The sequence below is a fragment of the Streptomyces sp. NBC_00433 genome (assembly GCA_036015235.1).
GTDB lineage: Bacteria > Actinomycetota > Actinomycetes > Streptomycetales > Streptomycetaceae > Actinacidiphila.
In genome coordinates, this window is record CP107926.1 from 3,275,008 (window position 1) to 3,294,201 (window position 19,194).

The following is a 19,194-nucleotide window of genomic DNA, read 5'->3' on the forward strand; positions in this document are numbered from 1 at the left end:
AACCTTCGTGCGGTCCGCCCCGCGGCGGACCGGGCTTCAGGACCCCGTGCTGCTGCGCCGGACGATCAGCCGGGGTTCGATCACCACGCGCTCACCGTCACGGCTGGTCGAACCGGACTCCAACTGGGAGACGAGCAGGCGGATACTGGCTTGCCCGACCGCACCGAAGTCCTGCCGGACGGTCGTCAGCGGCGGGGCGAAGAACTCGGCCTCGGGGATGTCGTCGAACCCGGCGATCGCGACCTGCCCGGGTACCGACAGCCCGGCCTCGCGGAAGGCCCGCATCATCCCCAGCGCCATCTGGTCGTTGGCCACGAAGACCGCGGTGACCTCCGCGGACGTCCTGCGGGCCGAACCCGCCGCGACGCGCCCCGCCAGCTCCTGGCCGGCGCGGTAGCCCGACAGCGGCGTCCAGTCCCCCACCAGCGGCGGCGGCACCTCGGCGCCCGCCTCCGCCAGGGTGTCCCGCCATCCCTTGACCCGGGCCTCGGCCTCCAGCCAGTCCGGCGGTCCCGCGACATGCCACACCGTACGGTGCCCGGCTCCCAGCAGATGGCTGGTCGCCAGCCGCGCACCCAGCTCCTGGTCGACCGACACACCCGCTATGGGCAGCGAGTGCCCGCCCTCGACGGTCACGACCGGGAAGGGCAGCCGCAGCTCGGCCAGCGCCACAACCGCCTCGCGGTGCGGCACTATCACGACGATGCCCTCGACGCCCCAGTCGCTGAGGTGGTCGATGGCCTCCTCCAGCGCCTTCGCCGTGTACCGCCGCAAAGTGACCGCCGAGACCATGTAGCCCTCGTCGCGGGCGGCTTCCTCCAGCCCGAACAAGGTGCTGGCCGGGCCGAACAGCGTCGGATTGCACGCCACCACCCCCAGCGTCAGGGTGCGCCGGGTCACCAGCGCCCTGGCCGAGGAATTCCGCCGGTAGCCGAGCTGCTCGATGGCCCGCTGCACCTCGGCGCGCGTGGTGTCACGGACGTTGGGATGGTTGCTCAGGACACGCGAGACGGTCTGATGCGACACGCCTGCCAACTGGGCGACGTCCGCCATCGTGGGGGCCCGGCGGGGGTGGGCTCCTGTCTGCGACATGGGTCTCCGATCCGTGAACGACCATTGTTAGCGCTCACAGCCCACTCAGTCAAGACCATCCACTCCGGGGGCACACCCTCCACCACCTGCCCGCGGGGCTCCGATCCCCTCCCCACCACCCGCGCGCGGGCCGCCACAGACCGAGAGGGGCTGCCCGGTCCGCCCCGGACCACCGGCCGGTTGCGGGTTGCGCGCGCGGTCGTCCGCGCCAGGCGGTGCGCCTCACCGCGGGGAACGGGGCGACCGACCGTCCGTAGCCCCGCCGTCCCGCTTCCGGCGGGACTTCGCGGCGAGCCGCCTGGCCTCCTCATCCCGCCACAGCCGCGTCAACTCCATTGCGCGCGCGTCGGGTTCGCGCGGGTTCAACTCGTTGCCCTCCTCGTCGATGACGCCCTTCTCGCGCAACTGCCTGGTCTGGATCTCGACCGGCGGCTCGGGGTCGTAGTCCGAGGGGCGCGGCCGCTCGGGGCCGTCCGGGCCGATGCGGATCAGCCGCTCCACCCGGGTCACCCGGAAGCGGTGGCCGTCGACGCTCACCGCGTTGCCGCGCCGCTCGTCCAGCCGGTCGGCGGCGGCCGCGTACTGCGCCCGCTTCTCCTCGCCGAGCCGCAGGTCGAACGGGCCCGACACCCGCAGCCAGCAGGCGAGCGCGTCGCGGGCGCCCTGTGGCGTGGAGAAGGTCGAACCGGGGTCGTGGAAGCCCCATTTCCCGTCCACCCGGTCGGAGACGAGGAAGGCCGCGGGCAGCAGCACACCGCCGGGATGGCGGCGGACGGCCCGCCGGGCGTCGTCGTTGATCCCGTCGGGCGCCCCCGCCATGACCGTCACCAGCGGCAGCAGGTCGAGCTTCAGGATGCCCTCGGACAGCCCGGTGCCGGTGTGCGGGTCCACCACGAAGCCCTTGGTGCGCGACCGCACCTGGTGGGCCTCGCCGGGCTCCGCCGGGTCGGGGTCGGAGGGGCGCGGCGGTTCGGGTCCGGCCCGGCCGGAGCGGATGAAGTGCGAGGCCCGCACGATCCTGAACCGCTCCCCCAGCACCCGGACTTCGTCCACGACCGCCCGGTCCATCCGCAGCGCCGCCGCCATCCACCTCCTCGTGCCCGCCGCGTCCCCCGCGTCCCCCGCGTCCTCGGCCTTCTCCGCCCGCCGCCGGAAGTGCGACCCGAGCGAATCGCGGGCGTGCTGCGGCCAGCAGGCCCCGGATCCCGACAGCTCCCAGCCCCCGGTCTCCAACTCCCGCGCCCAGAAGAACTCGGCGAGCCCGGCCCCGTGCAGCATCGGATACCGCTCCCTGGCCTGCCACGCCTCCTGATCGGCGAAGGCCGCGATCGGCCCTTCCTGCTGCGTCATCCGTACCGTCAGATAGGCGGGGACGTCATCCTCGTAACCGCTCATACACAGACTGTGCCCGACCGAGCGGTCTGGCGGGGCCATATTGCCCGACCCGGTCACACCGTCGACCGCGCCCCGAGGGCCACTTCCGCCCCGCGGCACCCGCCTCACGGGGCCCCGCGCCACCCCTGCCAGGGTGTCTCAGCCCGCCGACTGCCCCTCGGTACGGGCCCGTACGCCGTCCCGCAGTTCCGCGATCGGCTCGTCGATCCTCATGTGCGGTTGGCTCGCCGCCCGTTCGGCGGCGGGCCGCTGGAGGGGCGGGGTCGGGTGTCGAGCTCGGCGGCGCGCACCTGAAGGTCGCCCAGGGCTGCTTGGGCGAGGGGCGGGAAGGGTTCGTCGCCGTCCGCCTTCATCCAGCGCTCGGCGGCGATGGCGAAGGCGAGCATCGCCACTTCCGCGCCCAGTCGGGCGGTCAGCTCGTCCGTGCCGCGTTCGCGCAGGGCGGTACTGATCGACGCGGCGATGCGGGCGTGCTTGAGCAGTCCCCGCTCCTGCAGGTCGCTGTTGGCCGCGACCACCCGCCTGCGCTGGACGGCCTTGGCCCGCCGCTGCGGGGTCATGACCGGGTCGGTGGCCGCGAACGCCGCCCGCAGGCACTGCGCGAGCGTCGCGTCCGCGGCAGCGGCGCGGATGCCGTCGGCGAACAGGCCGGCCAGTACGTCCTCGCCGCCGAACAGGACCTCGCGCTTGTCGGTGAAGTGGCGGAAGAACGTGGCGCGGTTCAAGCCGGCGCGATCCGCGATCTGCGCGACGGTCGTCTCGTCGAACCCGTTCTCCACGAACAGGTCCAACGCCGCGCTCTCCAGGCGCTCACGTGCGTCCGGTGCCCATCTGCTCACCGTCGGAGTCTATGCGAAGCGACCAGGTCGCATCATCCCGCCGAATCATGCGACTCAGTCGCATGACTGCGGTACCGTTGATGCAACAGGGTCGCATCATTCTCCCGCGAGCGAATCCGAGCTGCGCGTCCTCGGCCGCGCCGTCACCAAGGAGTCCGTTTCATGCGTATCTTCGTCACCGGTGCTTCCGGCTGGATCGGCTCAGCCGTCGTCCCCGAACTCGTCAACACCGGGCACCAGGTCCTCGGCCTGGCCCGCTCGGACGCCTCCGCGCATACGGTCGCCGCGAGGGGAGCGGAGGTGCTGCGCGGCGACCTGAACGACACCGATGTGCTGCGCGCGGGCGCCCTGGGCAGCGACGGCGTCATCCACCTGGCCTTCGTCACTCCCAGCATGAGCGAGGCCGCGACGCGGACGGACGCCAAGGCCGTCGAGACGTTCGCCGCCGCCCTCGCCGGCTCCGGCAAGCCCCTGGTGATCTCCGGCGCCACGCTCGTGACACCCGGCCGGCCCGCGACCGAGCACGACGAACTCGTCGCGGCAGGACCCGTCGCCGCCCGCGTCGCCACCATGCGGGCAGCGCTCGCAGCTGCAGAAACGGGCGTGCGCACCTCCCTGGTCATGCTGCCCCGCTCGGTCCACGGCGAGGGGGAGCGTCACGGCTTCGTCCCCCAACTCATCGCCACGGCCCGGACCAAGGGCGTCTGCGGCTACATCGGCGACGGCACCAGCCGCTGGCCCGCCGTCCACGTCAAGGACGCCGCGACCCTCTACCGACTGGCCGTCGAGCAGGCACCCGCCGGCTCCGTCCTCAACGCCGTCGGCGACGACGGCGTGCCGGTCCGCGAGATCGCCGAAGCCATCGGCCGACACCTTGACCTACCCGCGCACTCTCTGCCCGCCGAGGAGTTCAGCGGGATGCTCGTGCGCCTCCTCAGCACCGACATGCCCGCCTCCAGCACCATCACCCAGCAACTCCTGGGATGGAAGCCCATCCACCCCGGCCTCATCGAGGACATCGAACAAGGCCACTACTTCCTCTGACCGACTACAGACAGCAGGCGCGAGAAGCCGTCGTCCGCAGCGATCCCTTTGGGCGCCAGTTCGAGTGCGGTGACTCGGTCGCGTGATCTCCGGCCCCGACGTCCATGGAGGATGGACCTCGTGTCCAACTCGGGCACGGAGGGCTCCTCCCGCGCGCGGGCCATGGCTGCCTCCCAGCGATCCTGATGCCACAGATTGTGCGTGGCCACGCTCCCCGGAGTGGCGGTACGGGAGCGGGGGCGGAATCGGCCGTTGCCGTCAGCGGGTCCGGGCGAGGTGGTGCTCGATGCGGGCGCGGACCGCGTCGGCGCGGGGGTCGGTGAAGGGGGTGAGGCAGGCGAGGGACTGGGTCCAGTGGGTGCGGGCCGGTTCGGGGTCGCGGGAGTGGAGGGCATCAGCCAAGTGGGCGAGGTCGAGGGCGTGTTCCCAGGCGTCGCCCAGGTCGGCGTGCACGGCGGCGGCGCGGCGGTGGAAGGCGGCGGCCTCGGTGAGGCGGTCGAGGGCTTCGTACGTCAGGCCGGCGCCTCGCCAGGCGAGGGCCTCGCGGTGGCGGTCGCCCAAGCGGCGGTGGAGGTCGGCAGAACGCTGGTAGGCGATCAGGGCGTCGCCGTACGCGGCCGTGACGCGCTGGACGTCGCCGAGGGTGATCAGCCAGTACGCCTCCAGGGTGCGGTCGCGGAGGTCCGCCGCGATCACCAGGGCGTCGCGCACGGCCTGTTCGGCTTCGTCGGGTTCGCCGCACTCGATGTGCATCGCGGCCGCGATCCGCAGGGCGTTGCCCTCGCTCTGCCTGTTGCCGAGCGCCCGGTGGGCGGTGAGTGCCTGCTCGACCGCTTCGCGCGCGTCGGCCGCCGGGCCCGCGTTCAGGCAGGTCGAGGCGATGTTGGACAGCACGACAGCCGTCCAGTGCTCCTCACCCAGCTCGCGGAAGGTGGCCAGTGCCGAGTCGAAGCACGAGGTGGCGCTGTCCAACCGGCGTGCGCGCAGGTGGAGCAGGCCGATGAGGTTGAGGGCATGGGCCTCGTCCAGGGCGTTGCCCGAGTCCCGGCAGAGTTCAAGCGCCCGTGCGAGGCTGCGCAGGCCGTCGTCCAGCCGGTTCGCGGCGCGATAGGCCGTGCCCAGGCTGATCAGCAGCCGTATCCGGCCGCCCGTGTCGCCCTCGCGCTCGGCCGCCGCCAAGCCGACCCGGCCGATGTTCACCCAGTCGGCGCGGGAGGTGGACCGCGGCCAGGCATGCCACACAGTCTCGGCCAACTGCCAGGCGAGCCGGTCGAGTCCACCGGACACGGCCTCACGGACGAGGGGGTCGAAGGTGTGCTGTTCGCGCTCCGACCAGTCGGCCGCGCTGTCGCAGTCGGCGAAGGCCCTCGGGGTCGAGTCGGACCCGTCGAGGGTCAGGCGCCGCTCGGCGGGAGAGAGCCAGACCATGGCCGCGTCAGCGGTGCGCAGGAAGGTGTCGATACGGCGGCGCAGGGCCGAGTCGGGCTCGGGCATCAGGCGCGGCCTCCGTCCAGGCGCGCGGGCAGGTCGAGTTCGGCCCTGACGGTCTTGCCGACCGGGTCGCGGTCGAGCACCGCCCAGCGGTCCGCCACCGCCTCGACCAGCAGCAGTCCCCGCCCGGACTCCGCGAGCGCCCCGGGCGGTGCCAGGTCGCCGGGGCCGGGGGGACGGCGTTCGGTCCGGGTGTCGGAGACCTCGATACGCAGCGTCGCCCGGCGGAGCACGAGCCGCAGCTCGAAGTCCCGCCCGGACACGCAGCCATGGGTCACGGCGTTGGCCGCCAACTCGGCCACGACCGTCTCGGCGGCGTCGAAGGCGGAGGTCCCGTACGGGATTCCCCAGGTGCTCAACTGGTGCAGCGCCAGGTGCCGCGCGAGCCGGGCACCACGCCGAGTGGAACTGAACTGCTGGCGGAACTCACCCTCGGCACACGGCAGTTGCTGGGTGGCAGGAGTTGTCATGCTGCCCAATCTGACCTGCGCGAACACCCTCCTGCCAGCACCGCGCTTTGTACGCTGCGCGAGCGTACACACACCAAGGGTGGACAGTACACATCACCGAGGGTGAGCATGTACTACGGCGGTAGTAACACCCAGGGCGAGTGCGCGGGAGGTGGCCGATGACGGCCAACGGTACGGGCGGCGGCGGTACGGGCGCGGGCGGCGAGCCCGAGCCCTCCGACAGTTTGCGGACGTTCGGCGCGTTCGTCCAGGCCTTACGCGAGCACGCCGGCTTGAGCCGGGAGGAGTTCGGCGGCCTCGTCGGCCTGTCCAAACACACGGTGACCTCGATCGAGGTCGGCCGCCGCATGCCGGACCCGGACTTCGTGGAGCGGGCCGAGCCGTTGCTCGGCAACACGGGGGCGTTGCGGAACGCGGTACGGCACATTGCCCGCAGCCCGGGGTTGGCCACCTGGTTCCGCCAGTGGGCGAAGAAGGAGAAGACGGCAATCACCTTGTGCACGTACGAGTGCCGCGTGATCCCGGGCCTCCTCCAGACGGAGGCGTACGCTCGCGCGTTGTTCGAGAGGCGTCTGCCGCCGCTGAGCGACGAGGAGATCGAGGATCAATGGGCGGCGCGTGCCAAGCGACAGCAACTGCTCCGGGAACGCCCGAACACGGCGTTCAGTTTCGTACTCGATGAGCACCTGTTTCTCCGCCGGACGGGCGGGCGCGAGATCACGCTAGAGCTGATCGAGCATGTGCTTGAGGTCGGCGAGCGGCGGAACGTCGAGATCCAGATCCTGCCCTTGACCAGCGGCGTACATCCTGGACTCGACGGACCTGTCGTGTTGCAGGAGACTCCCGAGAACCGGTGGTTCGCCTATGGCGAGGGCCAGGAGACCGGCCAGCTCATCTCCGATGCCAAAGTCGTCAGCGTGCTCCAACAGCGGTATGCAAAACTGCGCTCGCAGGCCCTCACCCCCGAGGAGTCCAGGAGCCTGCTGTTGCGACTGCGAGGAGAGCTATGAGCACCCCCGAACTGGCCTGGTTCAAGAGCAGCTACAGCGGCAGCTCCGGTGACAACTGCATCGAGGTCGCCCTCTCCTGGCACAAGTCCAGCCACAGCAGCGGCCAGGGCGACGACTGCGTCGAGGTCGCGACGTGCCCCGAGGTCGTCCACGTCCGCGACTCCAAGGACAAGGAAGGCCCCCAGCTGGCCTTCTCCCCCACCGAGTGGTCGACCTTCATCGCCTACGCCAGCGCGCTCTGATCCCGGCAGGGCACGGTGCTCAGCCGTGCCACTGCTGCGTAGCACCGGCGTAGCAGTCGTACCGCACCAGCGTGGTGCTGTTGCTGTGGCTCCACTGCGCGTCCAAGCACTTGCCGCTGTCCAGGTTCGTGATCCCCCAGCCGCCACCGGCCACCCGGGGCACCTCCCGGGCCGGGGGCCGGGGGCACCCGTCCACGTGCGGCCACGACACCCGGGTCGCACCTACAGCATGGCGCCGAGCTGCTGGTCATCAAGGGGGTGCATGGTCGCCGCGATGGCTTTGAAGTCCGGGTCGGTCCAGTCGTCGTAGGTCGTCAGGACCAGCATGACCCCGTCGCGGCGCTCGGCGTAGCCTGTCCAGGGGTCGCCCTCGTGCGGGTGGGAGACGAAGCGCCATGCCCCTGTGCCGGCCGGCGTGCAGGTGGCTGGTGCGAAATCGGTGCCGCCGTAGGTGCTGGGGTCCGGGTGGTATCCGCCGGTGTCCGATATCAGATAGGGCACTGCCGCGCAGGGGCTGGTTCCCGCCGGTACCACGAGCGCGATGGCACCCATGTCGGAGTCGTCACCGGGGAATTTCAGCACCGTACGGAATCCGTGCGCGTCCCCTTCGACCCTGCTCACCTTGGTTCCCGGCCAGTTGACCGTCCGCAGGAGGGAGCGGTCGACGGCAACGTGGGAGCGCCGCCAATCGGCGGCTGAGGCACCCGGGTCGCTGCCGGCGCAGGCGTTGAGGACCAGCACGGCGAGACCCGTGGCAGCCAGCGCCGTGAACCGTGAACCGCGAGTCGCGAATGGGACGGTGGTCTTCCGCATGTCCTGCGGCCCTCCGGTCGGCTGATCGTTGAGTTCTCATGGTGACCCGCACCCGTCGCACGCGCATGAGTACGGATACTCAATGGCTGCGGGAGTCCGGGCGGCAGGACCGATGTCCCGCCGCCCGGACTCCCTCATGGCTCGCTCCGCCGTGTGGCTACCGCCCCTCGGCGGTCAATGGCCGTAGCGCTTTACCGCCTGGTAGTAGATGTTGGCCCACATCTGGCACCACGGATGACCGCCGAGGAACGCCTTGCTGCAGATGTGGTTCATGTCCTTGTGGAAGTTGTTGTCGATCCTTGCCTTGCCTGCCTTGGTGAACCGGCGCTGCTTCTTGTAGTTGCGGTAGCCGAAGTCGTGGCGCTGGCAGGCGTGCAGGAAGTGGTAGCCACCTGGGCTGTTCCGGCTGTAGATGTACGAGTACGGGTTCGAGCATCCGTCGCTGTCCCACACGATTCCTCGCGACTTGCCGAGTTTGTCGCTCCGCGCGGAGAGGAAGGTCTCCAGGGAGACGTGGAGCAGCCAGTAGTCGGTCTCCTGCGCCACTGTCATGCCTCCGCCCTCGGAAGGGCGGGACATCGGCTCGATGGTGAGGCCGGTCCCGGTGCAACCGGGGCAGGCTGTCAGTTGGGTGGATGTTCCCGCGACCTGGATGCCGACGGCGTCGATGGGATTGGTGGCGGTCTGGCTCAGGTCGCTGCCGGCGGTGTCGATCACGGTGACGGCCTGGCTGCTGACGTCGAACTGGACCGTGGCGCCGGAAGCTGTTCCGAGGTTCAGTGTCACAGCTGTGCCGTTGACGGTTGCGATGCCGTCGAGGTCACCCGCGTCAGCTTGGAGGGTCCTGATGACATCGCCGGACGCGTCGGCGCTCCACGCGACGGCGTCGTCACCGTCGGCGGAGTAGTGAAAGGTATTGGTGGCGGTGGTGGTCCAGGCGCCGGAGGCATGGGACTGCACCGTAGCCGTGAGGTTGCGTCCCTGCGGGTCCAGCGTCCACGTCTGCCGACCGGTTGCCAGGGTCTGTGAGGCCAGGGTCCCCTCGGCGAAGTAGGTCTGGCTCAGTCCGTCGGGGGTTGCGGTGAGCTGGTCGAGATTGTCGTAGGCGTATCCGGCGTCGACGATCCGGCCGGCCGAGTCGTAGGTGTGTGTCCCCGTCTGGGTGATCGTGGTCGGGCAGGGTGCGCCGTCGGCTGATGTCGCTGAACCTTCGGTCAGCCGACTGCCGTTGGCGTTGAGGGTGAAGTGGTAAGCGGTGCAGTCGCCGTCAGCGCCTCGCACGGTGGCGTCGGTCAGCAGCCCGGCCGGGTTGTAACTGCGGACGATGTCGGAGAGGGCGCTGTCCTCGGCGGTGTCGCCACGGACGGTGTTGCCCGTCTGATCGGACAGCAGTGTGGTGCCGTTCAGGTCGTAGCTGCGTGAGGACGCGGTTCCGTCGGTGTTCCAGGTCTGCGTCATGGTGATGCCGCCGGGCAGCGTCTGGCCGATGACCTGGCCGTCGTCGTCGTAGCTCACGCCGAAAGTGCCGGCGACGCTGTCAGTGACCTGGGTCGCCCTGCCGTGGCTGTCGTAGCCGTAGCTCAGGTAGCCGACGGGAGTGTCGCGCCGGGTGACCCGGTCGAGGATGTCGTAGCTGTTGGTGGTGACGGCGCCGGTGGCGTCGGCGAAGGTGAGGACTCGGCCCAGTTGGTCGTAGACGGTGGAGGTGCTCTGCCCGTCGGCGGTGACGCTGGTCTGACGGCCTGTCGACGCGTCGTAACCGGTGGTCCGCGTCGCGACGGCACTGCCGAGATCGGCGGTCACGGAGGTGCTGGTGGCGCGTCCGGCGGAGTCGTAGTTGTCGGTGGTGGTGCGCGTGGAGCCGTTTGCCGTGACGGTCGTGACAGCCGGGTCGCCGTAGCGGTTGTAGGTGTAGGTGGTGGTCGGCAACTGCGTCGGGTTGCCGTTGCTGCCGGTGGCTGGGGCTGCCGGCACACTCTGGCACGTCCAGTCGGCCCACTCGGGATGGCCGCCGCAGGTTCCGGTTCCGGTGGCCGTGTAGTACGTGGTCAGGTAGGTGGAGGCGTCGGAGCCGTTGGACGCGCTGCCGGAGTGCGAGATCGGCAGGTGGGTGTTGGCGCTGTACGCGGTGGTCGTCAGCAGCGTGCCGGTGGAGGACTTGAGGCCTTGGCCCGTGGCCAGGTCGTCGACCTCGACAGTGGTCTGGCTGTCGGCCGCCGCGGTGTATCCGGGAATGGCGGCACTGCTGGTCGACGTGGTCGTCACGGTGCCCGCGGCGGTGTCGGTGCTGACGCTGACCACCGTGCGCGTGCGGGCGGCGACCGCGGATCCCGCCGGCAGCGCCGGCAGAGAGCCGTCGGCGGCGACAGGGTTGCCGAGGACGACGGTGTTGAGCGAGCCGAGGCTCTCCATCTCCTGTGAGCCGTCAGCACCGTAGGTGGTGGTGTCGCTCAGCGCCTGCGCACGGTCGGCGGTGCTCGCGTCGGACAGTCCGAGTTCGGACAGTCGGGCAGCGGCACCGGCCCCCTGGCCGAGTGCCAGGGCTCGGTTGGCGGCCGTCAGCGTGCGCGTGGTGTTGCCGAACCGGTCGTACGCGGTCGCGTCGATCGCGCCTCCGGGCAGCGCGGTGTTGACCAGGCGCCCGTTGCCGTCCAGATAGAAGACAGCGGCACCGTCGTAGTCGCCGGCGGCCAGGGCGGCTCCGTCGTTGGAACCGGGTGAGGTGCCGGCGGGGAAGAGGGCGGCGGCCTGGTCGGGGGCCGGTGCCTGTCCCCAGGTCGCCACCGTAGTGGTGTCCATCGGGTACGGCGCGGCGGTGCCGCTCAGAGGTACGGAGTAGACCACCCGGGTGGTCGCCGTGCCGTTGACGGTGCTGGGAGTCCCCGCCTGCAAGGCGGAACGGGAGGCGGCAAGGAGCATCCCGCCGCTCGCGGTGGCCGCGCTGCCCGCTTTGCCGTAGGTGAAGGCCCACGGCAGTTCACCGGGAGGCGTCAGGGTGATGACCCGGCCGTCGCTGTCGTAGCCGTAGCTGGTCTTGAGCGCGGGGCTGATCCGTGGATCCCATACTTGCCGCAGTCGTCCGGCGTCGTCGTACGCGTACTGTGCCACGGCCGTCGCGGTGGCCGTGGTGGCGCCGGGATTCGTCGCCCATACGACGAGTTGGCTGACCTGCCCGGAGAAGTCACCGAATCCGGCGCCGGTCGCCGTGGTCGTGGCCGCGTAGTCGTACTGCAGAACGCGGCACCCCCGCGTCGCGGGCGTACTGGCACAGGCCGTGGCGCTGACAGCACTGGTGGCGGCGATGACGTACTTCGGTCGTGCCAGGATCTTCGTCCCGGAGGTGACGCTCTCCCACACCACGGTGGTGGTGGCGTTGCCGACCGGGTCGGTGCTGGAGGCGACCTGCCATGTGGTGCCGCCCGCAGCCACCTTGCTGAAGGTGGTGGTGACGCCGCCGCCGTCGGTGAGGGTGAACGAACCGGTGGGTGAGCCTGTCAGGGCGAGGTCCCCGGCGCCGGGCTCCGCCTGCCAGCCGCCGCCGACGACGGCGGTGAAGCCGGTTTCCGCACCGGCGCTGTCGACCACGGCGACAGAGGTGGTCGAGGTCCGCCGAAGGAAGGACCAGTTCGTGCTGTTGGTGGCCGCGCTGGCGTCGGCCAGCCACTGGGGACCGAAGATCGAGGCCTGGCCGTCCTGCGTACCGCCGGCGTCCGGGTGCGCCGAGGAGGCCGTGCGGGAGAAGGTCTGGGAGAAGGCGGCAGCGTCGCGGCCGACGAGGGCGTAGTCGCCGGTGACGAGGTTGACGGTGCCGGGTCCGACAGGCTCGCCCGCTGCCGTGTCGGCGTTGCGGTCGACGGTGACGCTGTTGGCGGGCGAGTTGTCGGTGGCGGTGCCGTCGGTGAAGACCGCTCGGACGTCGACCGGGCCGTCCTGGGCGAGGCTGTCGGTGATGTTCCACGTCAAAGCCGCCGGTAGGCCCCCGGGAGCGGCCAGCGGCCACGACGCGACGGGCGCGCCGGAGGAGCGGACGGCGGCGTCGGCGGTCGGCACGTTGTGCCAGGTGTCGGTCTCACCGATCCGGTACTGGTACGTCACCCCGGTGTCAGTGGACTTGCCCTGGCCGGTCAGGCCCACCCGCCGCGCGGGCCGGTCGCCCTGGGCAGGAGTCAGCAGGGCCGCTCCGGAGCCCGCGTAGAAGACGTAGGCCGTGTTGGCCGAGCTGTTTCCGGCGGCGTCCACCGTGTGGAGGTTGAGGGTGTGCTGGCCCGCCCGGAAGTTGAGGGTGGAGGTGACCGGTGCGCCGGTGGTGGCGAGGGTGGACCCGAAAGATCCATCGAGCTTGTACCAGACCCCTGTTACGTCCGTGGTCGGCGGGGTGAAGGTGAAGGCGCCGGAGAAGTTGCCGTTCGCGTCCGCCGTGCCGGACCAGGCACCGGCGGGGAAGGCCGAGGAAACCACCGACGTGGTCCCCGGGGCGTGGGTGTCGACGGTCAGCGGCTGTGCCGTGGTCCAGCCCGAGTAGGCCTTGCCGTCGTAGGCGCGGACCTTCCAGGTGTAGGCGCCGTCGGCCAGGGCTGTCGTCGGTTTCCACGATCCGCCGGCACCCGTGACGAGGCTGGAGTTGACGAACGGCGAACTGCCGGACGCCTTCACCGTGGTCCCGGCCAGCACCTGGAAGTCCAGGCGCACCGTGTCGGAGTCGGGGTCGTGGGAACTGGCAGCGAGAGTAGGGGTACCGCTGCTGGTCACCGTCGCCAGAGCGCCACCGAGATACGGGCTCGGCGAGACCGCCAGGCCGAACGGGGTGCCCGGCGGGGAGTCGTAGGTGATCGACAGCGACGCGGCGCTGGAGAACCGCTTGAGCTGGACGTCGTTGGTCTCGCTGCTGTTGACCATCACGAAGGTGATATTCGCCCAGTGGTTGGCCGCAGCGTTGGTGACCTGGTTGAGGAAGTCGAAGTTCCCGCTGGGGGTGGAGGTGCAGGCCGGGCCGAAGTTCACCGAGTCCTGCTGCGTCACCTTCGCCGGCGCGTTGCTCCACGTCGTCGAGGCACCGATCCCGTTGGACGACCACGCCTGCACACCGTAGGCCGTGGTCCCGCAACTGGACGACTTGCTCTCGGTGAGCTTCATGGAGGCGCTCAGTACCTGCCCGCCCCAGATCGCCGACGGAATGCCCACCTGGTAGTAGGTGCGCTCGATGCCCGTCGGCGAGGAGAAGCCCTGGTAGCCGACCCCGTTGCCCCCCTCGGGCGTCGTGTCGTAATTCGACGTCGTCGGGTAGCCCTGCTGCACCTGGTCCCAGTGCATCGTGCTGCCACTGGCCGGATGCGGCACATAGGCCGGATCGATGTAGACCGGGAAGACCGTGGTCTTCGCCGACAGCAACGCCTGGTCCGCGGCCAGATGCAGCTTGTGGCCGGACAGCGTCATCTGCACCCGCGCCTGGTGGGCGTTCAAGCCCGGGCCCTTCGCCGTCGAGCGGGTGGCGGCGCCGGACTGGGCCTGGGCCTGCTTGACGTCATCGGTCGCGGTGGCGCTCGTCTCGCCGGACGCGGCTGGGGAACTGCTCGCGGAGCCGGTGGCGGAGTCCCACATCACGGGCGCCGGGGAATTGACCAGCAAACGGCCGCTGCCGTCCTTCACTGTCAGGTTGCCGCCCGCGTCCGTCGCCGCGGTCGCCCCGTCGCTGGTGGCGAGGCCCTGCGCCAGGTCCGACAGCGCGGGGTCGACGGCCGCCGCGGCGGTCCTGACCACGAGCGTCTCCTCCACCCCGCCGGTGGACCCGGCGGTGACCTGGAGGTCCACCCCGTCCAGGACGTTCTCGTAGGTCGCCGTCGCCCCGGAAAGCGTCGGTACGGGAAGCCGCGACGGCCAGGTCAGCACCACCTTCCTGCCGTCGACCGTCATCGACGCCAGCGCCCCCGCGCCACCGCCCGACAGCACCAGGCCGCTCTCCGACGCCACCGGCGCCACACCGCCGTCGGCGCCCGAGCGCAGCGTGGCGTCCAGGTCGACCCACGACCCGCCGCGCAGCGTCCACTTCGGCTCCGCGTAGGCCGTGTACGTCAACGTCCCGTCGGCGTTCACGAACGTCTGCGACGCGTCCGTCCGCTCGCCCAGCACCTCGATCCGGCGGTGCTGGAGCCGCGCCATCAGCCGCGCCGACGGCAGGTCCTGCGCCTGCGCCGGACCGTACGACGGCGCCGGCGCGTCGGTGCTCTCCGGCGCCGAACGGGGCGCGGCCAAAGCCACTCCCGTGTCCCCCGCCACGGACGCCGCCCCCACCGCCAGTGCCATCACGGCCAGCACCGACACCCGGCGCAGCCCCGGCGGCGAATACGACTTTCTCGGACTGCTCGACGCGGAACGCCGAGCACCCCCCCAATGTGTCCGCACTAGCCACTCCTCATGAGAACTGAGCCGCGGGCTTGTCCCTTGCGGCTCAGCAACCGAGGGATCGTCACACGGCCGCCACTCCAGGGGAACAGGACAAAAGGCCCCGTTCTCATAAGTAAAAAAAGAGCATGGGATGGGTAAATGAAGCACCGATTCCGCTAAGTTACGTAAGGCCCACATAAAGTGATTAGTCCATACGCGCCGATGGCCGAGTCTCGTTTGCCGCGCCTCAAACATCGCGTGGGCGTGAGGAACGACACGGCCCCGGCTGCGGGACTGAGGCGGAGGTGCAGCGTCCGCATCAAGTGGACACCGCCGGCCCCGGCGGTGACAATGGGCGCGATTCACCAGCACCACCACCAACAGATCGAGAATTCTGCCCGGTGATGGAGTCGGTGCGGGGGCGTGCCCCCTCTCCGCGCCACCACTGGACGGTTCCAGGCGGCGATCCCGGGTCGGTTCATCAGGGCACCGACGGCCCACGGGATGCCGTCCCGCCGGGCAGCGGAATGGACTCGCCGTGCTCTCGGCGAACTACCGCGCCCTGCTGCGTACCCCTGGGGCCGCGGCTTTCTTCCTCCCCGCGTCGCTCGGACGCGTCGGCCTCGCGATGACCAGCCTCAGCATCGTCTGGCTCGTGCACAGCCACACCGGCTCCTTCGCCTCGGCGGGCCTGGTCAGCGGTGCGTTCGCGGTGACCGACGCGCTCGCGGCGCCCCAAGTGGCCCGGCTCATGGACCGGTTCGGGCAGACACGAGTGCTGCCGCCCGCGCTGCTCGGGCACGGGGCGGCGGTGGGCGTCCTGGTGGCGCTGGTCGCCGCCGACGCGCCCGACCCGCTGCTGGCCCTCGGCGGTGCGCTGGTCGGGGCGAGCTTTCCGCAGCTCGCCGGGCTGTCCGCCGCACGCTGGGCGGCGCTGCTGCGTACCGACCGGGCGGCCGAACTGCCCACCGCCTTCGCCCTGGAGTCCATGGGCAATGCGGTGGGCTACCTCGTCGGCCCAACGGTCGTCAGCGCGCTGGCCGCCGCCGGACACCCCGTGCTCGGGACACTGCTGGCCGCCACCCTCACGGTCGGCGGCGGCCTGGTCTTCGCGGCCCAGCGCGGCACCGCGCCCCCGCCTGCCACGACGGCCGACAGCGGCCCGCACGCGCACCGGGAACGGTCGCTGCTGCGCGGCCCGGTCTTCGTGCTGATGGGCCTCAACCTCGCCATCGGCGTCTTCTTCGGCGCCATGCAGGTGTCGGTGACCGCCTTCGTGGTCGAGCACGGTGCGCCGGGTGCCGCCGTCCCGATCTTCGCCGTGACCAGTTGCAGCGGCCTGCTGGCCGGCTGGCTCTACGGGCTGCGCCGGTGGCGCGCCGCTCCCCCGGTCCAACTGCTCTTGGCGACAGGAGTGTTGACGTTCGGGACCGTGCTGCTGCTCATGGTCGGCTCACCGCTGGCGCTCGGCCTGGCCGTGGTCGTGACCGGGGCCACGGTCTCGCCCCTCCTCGTCCTCTTCCCCGTGCTCGCCGAGTCCGCCGTCCACCGGTCCGTCCTGACCCAGGCCTTCTCCTGGCTCGGTTCGGCGAGCCAGGCGGGCTCGGCCGCCGCCGCGGCGGTCGCCGGGTGGGCGATCGACGCCCTCGGGGCACGCGGCGGCTTCGCCATCGCCGCTACGGCCGCCGCCGCGATGACCCTCCAGGCCGTGGCCGGCCTACGCCTGCTGCGCACACCGCGGGTGACCGGTCCGGAGCCGGCGCCAACGACGACCTGAGGCGTATCCGTATGCCAGACTCGCCCGCGAGGAGGTCGACTTGCACCGCCTGACGGATCTCTCGGCCGCGTCCTGGCTCACCGCCGCGGACGCGGACCCGATGCGCCTCATCACCTTCGGCCCCGCCGGTTTCCCGGCCTACGCGCGGCTGCGCTTCATCCCGGACCCGGCCGGACCCGGGATGTCCGAGGCCGACGCCGTGCTGCCCGACGACCACCCGTCCGAGATCGAGCAGTCGCGGACCGTGCTGCTGGCACTGGGCGACGGCGCCGAGCCCTGCTTCTTCTGCGTGTGGGAGGGCTACGAAGGGTCCTTCCTCGCCCCGGACCTGCTGCGCGGCCCCCTGGTCGAGCTGCCGCACCGGCGCTACGTGCTCTTCGCCGGCGCCCTGGGCGAAATCGCCGCATGGGAAGGCCACTTCGGCGGCGGGCGCCCCTGCCCGCCGCCCGCCTTCGCCTGGCCCGCCGACCACCGCTGGTGCTTCACCAGCGACGTCGACCCGCACTGGGCGGGCATCGGCGCGAGCGCCACGGCGATCGACGCCCTGACCGCACGCACCGACGTGGACGCCGTCCCCGCCCGGCCCGACCAGCCCCCGCCTGCCTACGACAGCTGGCGAGAAAGCTGCGTTCGTCCGCCCCACCGCACGTCAGGCCCGTGCGCCCGGTGTCCGTGAGGTCAGAGCCGCGGACGTGGCGACGGCGGCCGCCCCGGCCGCCCACAGGAGGGGCAGCCAGACCTGGACCGACGACAGGGACAGATGCAGCCGGTAGACGGCCAGCATGATCAGCGCCACCGGCATGTTGGTGCCAAGGACGCTGCTGCGGGCGTATCCGAAGCGGATCAGCAGCGGGAGCTGGATCGCGATGTTGACGGCGAAAAGCGCCCAGGACACGGTCAGCAGCGTCACCAGGGTGCGGCCGTCGAGGGGGGCGCCCTCGCCCCGGGCGAGGAGGAGGGCCGGTGCGGTGCCGGCGGCGACGGTGGCGAGGAAGCTGCCGAGGGCCCAGGCGTAGTGGCCGAGGACGACCGTGCGGCGGGACAGCGGCAGGACGGCGTAGAGGGTGCCGAGGCCCGCCTTGTCGGCGACCACGAAGGGGTGGACGGCGATCAGCGGGGTGAGCAGCAGCGCGAGGGCGGGCACGAGCCCGACGGGATTGCGGGAGAGGACCGCGACCAGCAGGGCGAACACCATCAGGCCCTGCGCCTTGTAGGGCGCGACGGTGCGCAGGTGCAGCACGGCCACGCGGGCGACGGCGCTCATGCGGCGGCCCCGCGCCGGTCGACGCCGTCGCCCGCGGGCCGCGCCGGGTGCTTCGGGCGCGATCCGACGTGCACGGCGATCTCCTCCAGGGTGGGCGCCTCGATGAGCACCCGCGCGCCGAGGAGTCCGGCCTCCTCGGTGCTGACGAGGGCTTCCACGCCGGCCGGTGTCCGCCGGGGGCCGATCAGTTCGACACCGACGAGGTCGGTCAGGTCGTCGGGGCCGCCGCGTACGACGCGGTAGGCGGCCAGGATGTCGTCCTTGGGGCCGGTCCGCACGACGCGGCCGTCGTGGATGAGGGTGACGTAGTCGCCGATGCGGTCCAGGTCGGAGGTGATGTGCGTGGAGAAGAGCACGCTGTGGTCCTCGTCCTGCAGGAAGTCCCCGATGATGCCGGCGAGTTCGTCGCGGGCGACGGGGTCCAGGCCGCTGGTCGGCTCGTCGAGTACCAGCAACCGCGCCCGGTGCGAGAGGGCCACCGCGATCATCAGCTTCATCGCCATGCCGCGGGACAGGTCCTTGACCTTCGCCCGCGCGTCCAGGCCGAATTCGTCCAGCAGCAGCCGGTAGCGCGCGCTGTCCCAGCGGTCGTAGAAGGGGCGCAGCGTGCGTTCGACCTCGGTCAGCCGCCAGTCGCCCACCAGGTAGGTGTGGTCGAGCACCACTCCGACGTCCTGGCGCAGCGCGACCGGTCCCGGCACCCGGTGGCCGAGCAGCTCGATCTCGCCGGTGTCGATCCCGCGCATGCCCAGCAGGCAGCGGATCGCCGTGGTCTTGCCCGCCCCGTTCGCGCCGATGAGCCCCATCACGTAGCCGGTCGGCAGCTCGAAGCTCACATCGCGCAGGGCGAAGGTGTCGCCCGCCGCCGCGCCCACGCCCCGCAGGGCGAAGGCCAGATCGCCGCTCACCGGCCGGTCCCCCCGGTCTCAGGCATGTTCGCGCTCGGCCCGCAGCAGCCCGTCCAGGATCTCGATGAGGTCCTCCCGGTCCAGTCCTGCCCGCCCTGCGGCGTCGAGGGCGGACTGCAGGCCGTCCTCGACCTGGCGCAGCAGCTGCTCGCGCACCAGCGCCGAGTCCAGCGGCAGGACGTAGGCGCCCTTGCCGGGGACCGTGGCGATGAAGCCCTCGGCGGCCAGCTCGGTGTAGGCGCGGTTCGTGGTGATGATGCTGATCCGCAGGTCCCGCGCGAGGGCGCGCACGGACGGCAGGGCGGTGCCCTCGGCGACCTCCCCGGACAGGATCGCCGCACCGACCTGCTCCTTGATCTGCTGGTAGAGCGGTAGGCCGGAACTGTTCGACAGGACCACCCGCACGACGGACCTCCCCTCCTCGTCGTTCTTCCTCGACTGTACATGAACACTATATACAGTCGGAAC

The 19,194-nt window shown here is 71.2% G+C and carries 16 protein-coding genes; 5 read left to right on the top strand and 11 right to left on the bottom strand.

Annotated elements, in window-relative coordinates:
• Window positions 1-36: 36 nt before the first annotated feature.
• The 3 genes from OG900_13435 to OG900_13445 form a co-directional block, all read right to left on the bottom strand.
• Window positions 37-1,092 (bottom strand): LacI family DNA-binding transcriptional regulator, encoded by a 1,056-nt coding sequence (locus tag OG900_13435; GenBank protein ID WUH91003.1) that lies wholly within the window; start codon window positions 1,090-1,092, stop codon window positions 37-39.
• A gap of 222 nt (window positions 1,093-1,314) precedes the next feature.
• Window positions 1,315-2,487: a DUF5954 family protein gene (locus tag OG900_13440; protein ID WUH91004.1), complete on the bottom strand. Its 1,173-nt coding sequence runs from the start codon at window positions 2,485-2,487 to the stop codon at window positions 1,315-1,317.
• A 209-nt stretch (window positions 2,488-2,696) separates the two neighbouring features.
• Entirely contained in the window at window positions 2,697-3,326 is a 630-nt protein-coding gene (locus OG900_13445; protein WUH91005.1) for a TetR/AcrR family transcriptional regulator, read from the bottom strand.
• Window positions 3,327-3,488: 162 nt separating this feature from the next.
• On the opposite strand from OG900_13445, the gene OG900_13450 reads away from it, so the two are divergent.
• On the top strand, window positions 3,489-4,370 hold the full coding sequence (locus OG900_13450) for an SDR family oxidoreductase (GenBank protein WUH91006.1): 882 nt from the start codon (window positions 3,489-3,491) through the stop codon (window positions 4,368-4,370).
• Between the two features lie 258 nt (window positions 4,371-4,628).
• Here OG900_13450 and OG900_13455 read toward each other — a convergent pair whose 3' ends face one another.
• Window positions 4,629-5,864, bottom strand: a complete 1,236-nt coding sequence (locus OG900_13455) for a tetratricopeptide repeat protein (protein ID WUH91007.1) — start codon at window positions 5,862-5,864, stop codon at window positions 4,629-4,631.
• Window positions 5,864-6,331 carry an ATP-binding protein gene (locus OG900_13460; GenBank protein ID WUH91008.1) on the bottom strand — a complete coding sequence of 156 codons (468 nt, stop codon included), beginning with the start codon at window positions 6,329-6,331 and terminating at the stop codon, window positions 5,864-5,866. Before OG900_13460 ends, OG900_13455 begins: the two co-directional genes overlap by 1 nt.
• Window positions 6,332-6,489: 158 nt before the next feature.
• Here OG900_13460 and OG900_13465 point away from each other — a divergent pair, with 158 nt between their 5' ends.
• The gene (locus OG900_13465) at window positions 6,490-7,341 is read left to right on the top strand and encodes a helix-turn-helix domain-containing protein (protein ID WUH91009.1); all 852 of its coding nucleotides are present in this window, start codon (window positions 6,490-6,492) and stop codon (window positions 7,339-7,341) included.
• Window positions 7,338-7,583, top strand: a complete 246-nt coding sequence (locus tag OG900_13470; protein ID WUH91010.1) for a DUF397 domain-containing protein — start codon at window positions 7,338-7,340, stop codon at window positions 7,581-7,583. Before OG900_13465 ends, OG900_13470 begins: the two co-directional genes overlap by 4 nt.
• Before the next feature lie 19 nt (window positions 7,584-7,602).
• Here the strand turns inward: OG900_13470 and OG900_13475 are convergent, their stop codons facing one another.
• The 3 genes from OG900_13475 to OG900_13485 all read right to left on the bottom strand — a co-directional run bounded on the left by OG900_13475 (window position 7,603) and on the right by OG900_13485 (window position 14,645).
• Window positions 7,603-7,737: an RICIN domain-containing protein gene (locus OG900_13475; GenBank protein ID WUH91011.1), complete on the bottom strand. Its 135-nt coding sequence runs from the start codon at window positions 7,735-7,737 to the stop codon at window positions 7,603-7,605.
• A 68-nt stretch (window positions 7,738-7,805) separates the two neighbouring features.
• Complete coding sequence (locus tag OG900_13480) at window positions 7,806-8,396, bottom strand: hypothetical protein (GenBank protein ID WUH91012.1); 591 nt, start codon at window positions 8,394-8,396, stop codon at window positions 7,806-7,808.
• A gap of 174 nt (window positions 8,397-8,570) precedes the next feature.
• Window positions 8,571-14,645: a phospholipase A2 gene (locus tag OG900_13485; protein ID WUH91013.1), complete on the bottom strand. Its 6,075-nt coding sequence runs from the start codon at window positions 14,643-14,645 to the stop codon at window positions 8,571-8,573.
• Between the two features lie 670 nt (window positions 14,646-15,315).
• On the opposite strand from OG900_13485, the gene OG900_13490 reads away from it, so the two are divergent.
• Entirely contained in the window at window positions 15,316-16,554 is a 1,239-nt protein-coding gene (locus tag OG900_13490) for an MFS transporter (GenBank protein WUH91014.1), read from the top strand.
• A gap of 40 nt (window positions 16,555-16,594) precedes the next feature.
• Complete coding sequence (locus OG900_13495) at window positions 16,595-17,230, top strand: hypothetical protein (GenBank protein ID WUH91015.1); 636 nt, start codon at window positions 16,595-16,597, stop codon at window positions 17,228-17,230.
• Here OG900_13495 and OG900_13500 read toward each other — a convergent pair.
• From OG900_13500 to OG900_13510, 3 genes are read right to left on the bottom strand one after another with little or no spacing between them, the layout of a single operon-like run.
• On the bottom strand, window positions 17,204-17,818 hold the full coding sequence (locus OG900_13500; protein WUH91016.1) for an ABC-2 transporter permease: 615 nt from the start codon (window positions 17,816-17,818) through the stop codon (window positions 17,204-17,206). The two genes, OG900_13495 and OG900_13500, sit on opposite strands and share 27 nt — an antisense overlap.
• The gene (locus OG900_13505) at window positions 17,815-18,726 is read right to left on the bottom strand and encodes an ABC transporter ATP-binding protein (GenBank protein ID WUH91017.1); all 912 of its coding nucleotides are present in this window, start codon (window positions 18,724-18,726) and stop codon (window positions 17,815-17,817) included. Before OG900_13505 ends, OG900_13500 begins: the two co-directional genes overlap by 4 nt.
• An 18-nt stretch (window positions 18,727-18,744) precedes the next feature.
• Complete coding sequence (locus OG900_13510; protein ID WUH91018.1) at window positions 18,745-19,131, bottom strand: GntR family transcriptional regulator; 387 nt, start codon at window positions 19,129-19,131, stop codon at window positions 18,745-18,747.
• Window positions 19,132-19,194: the final 63 nt, after the last annotated feature.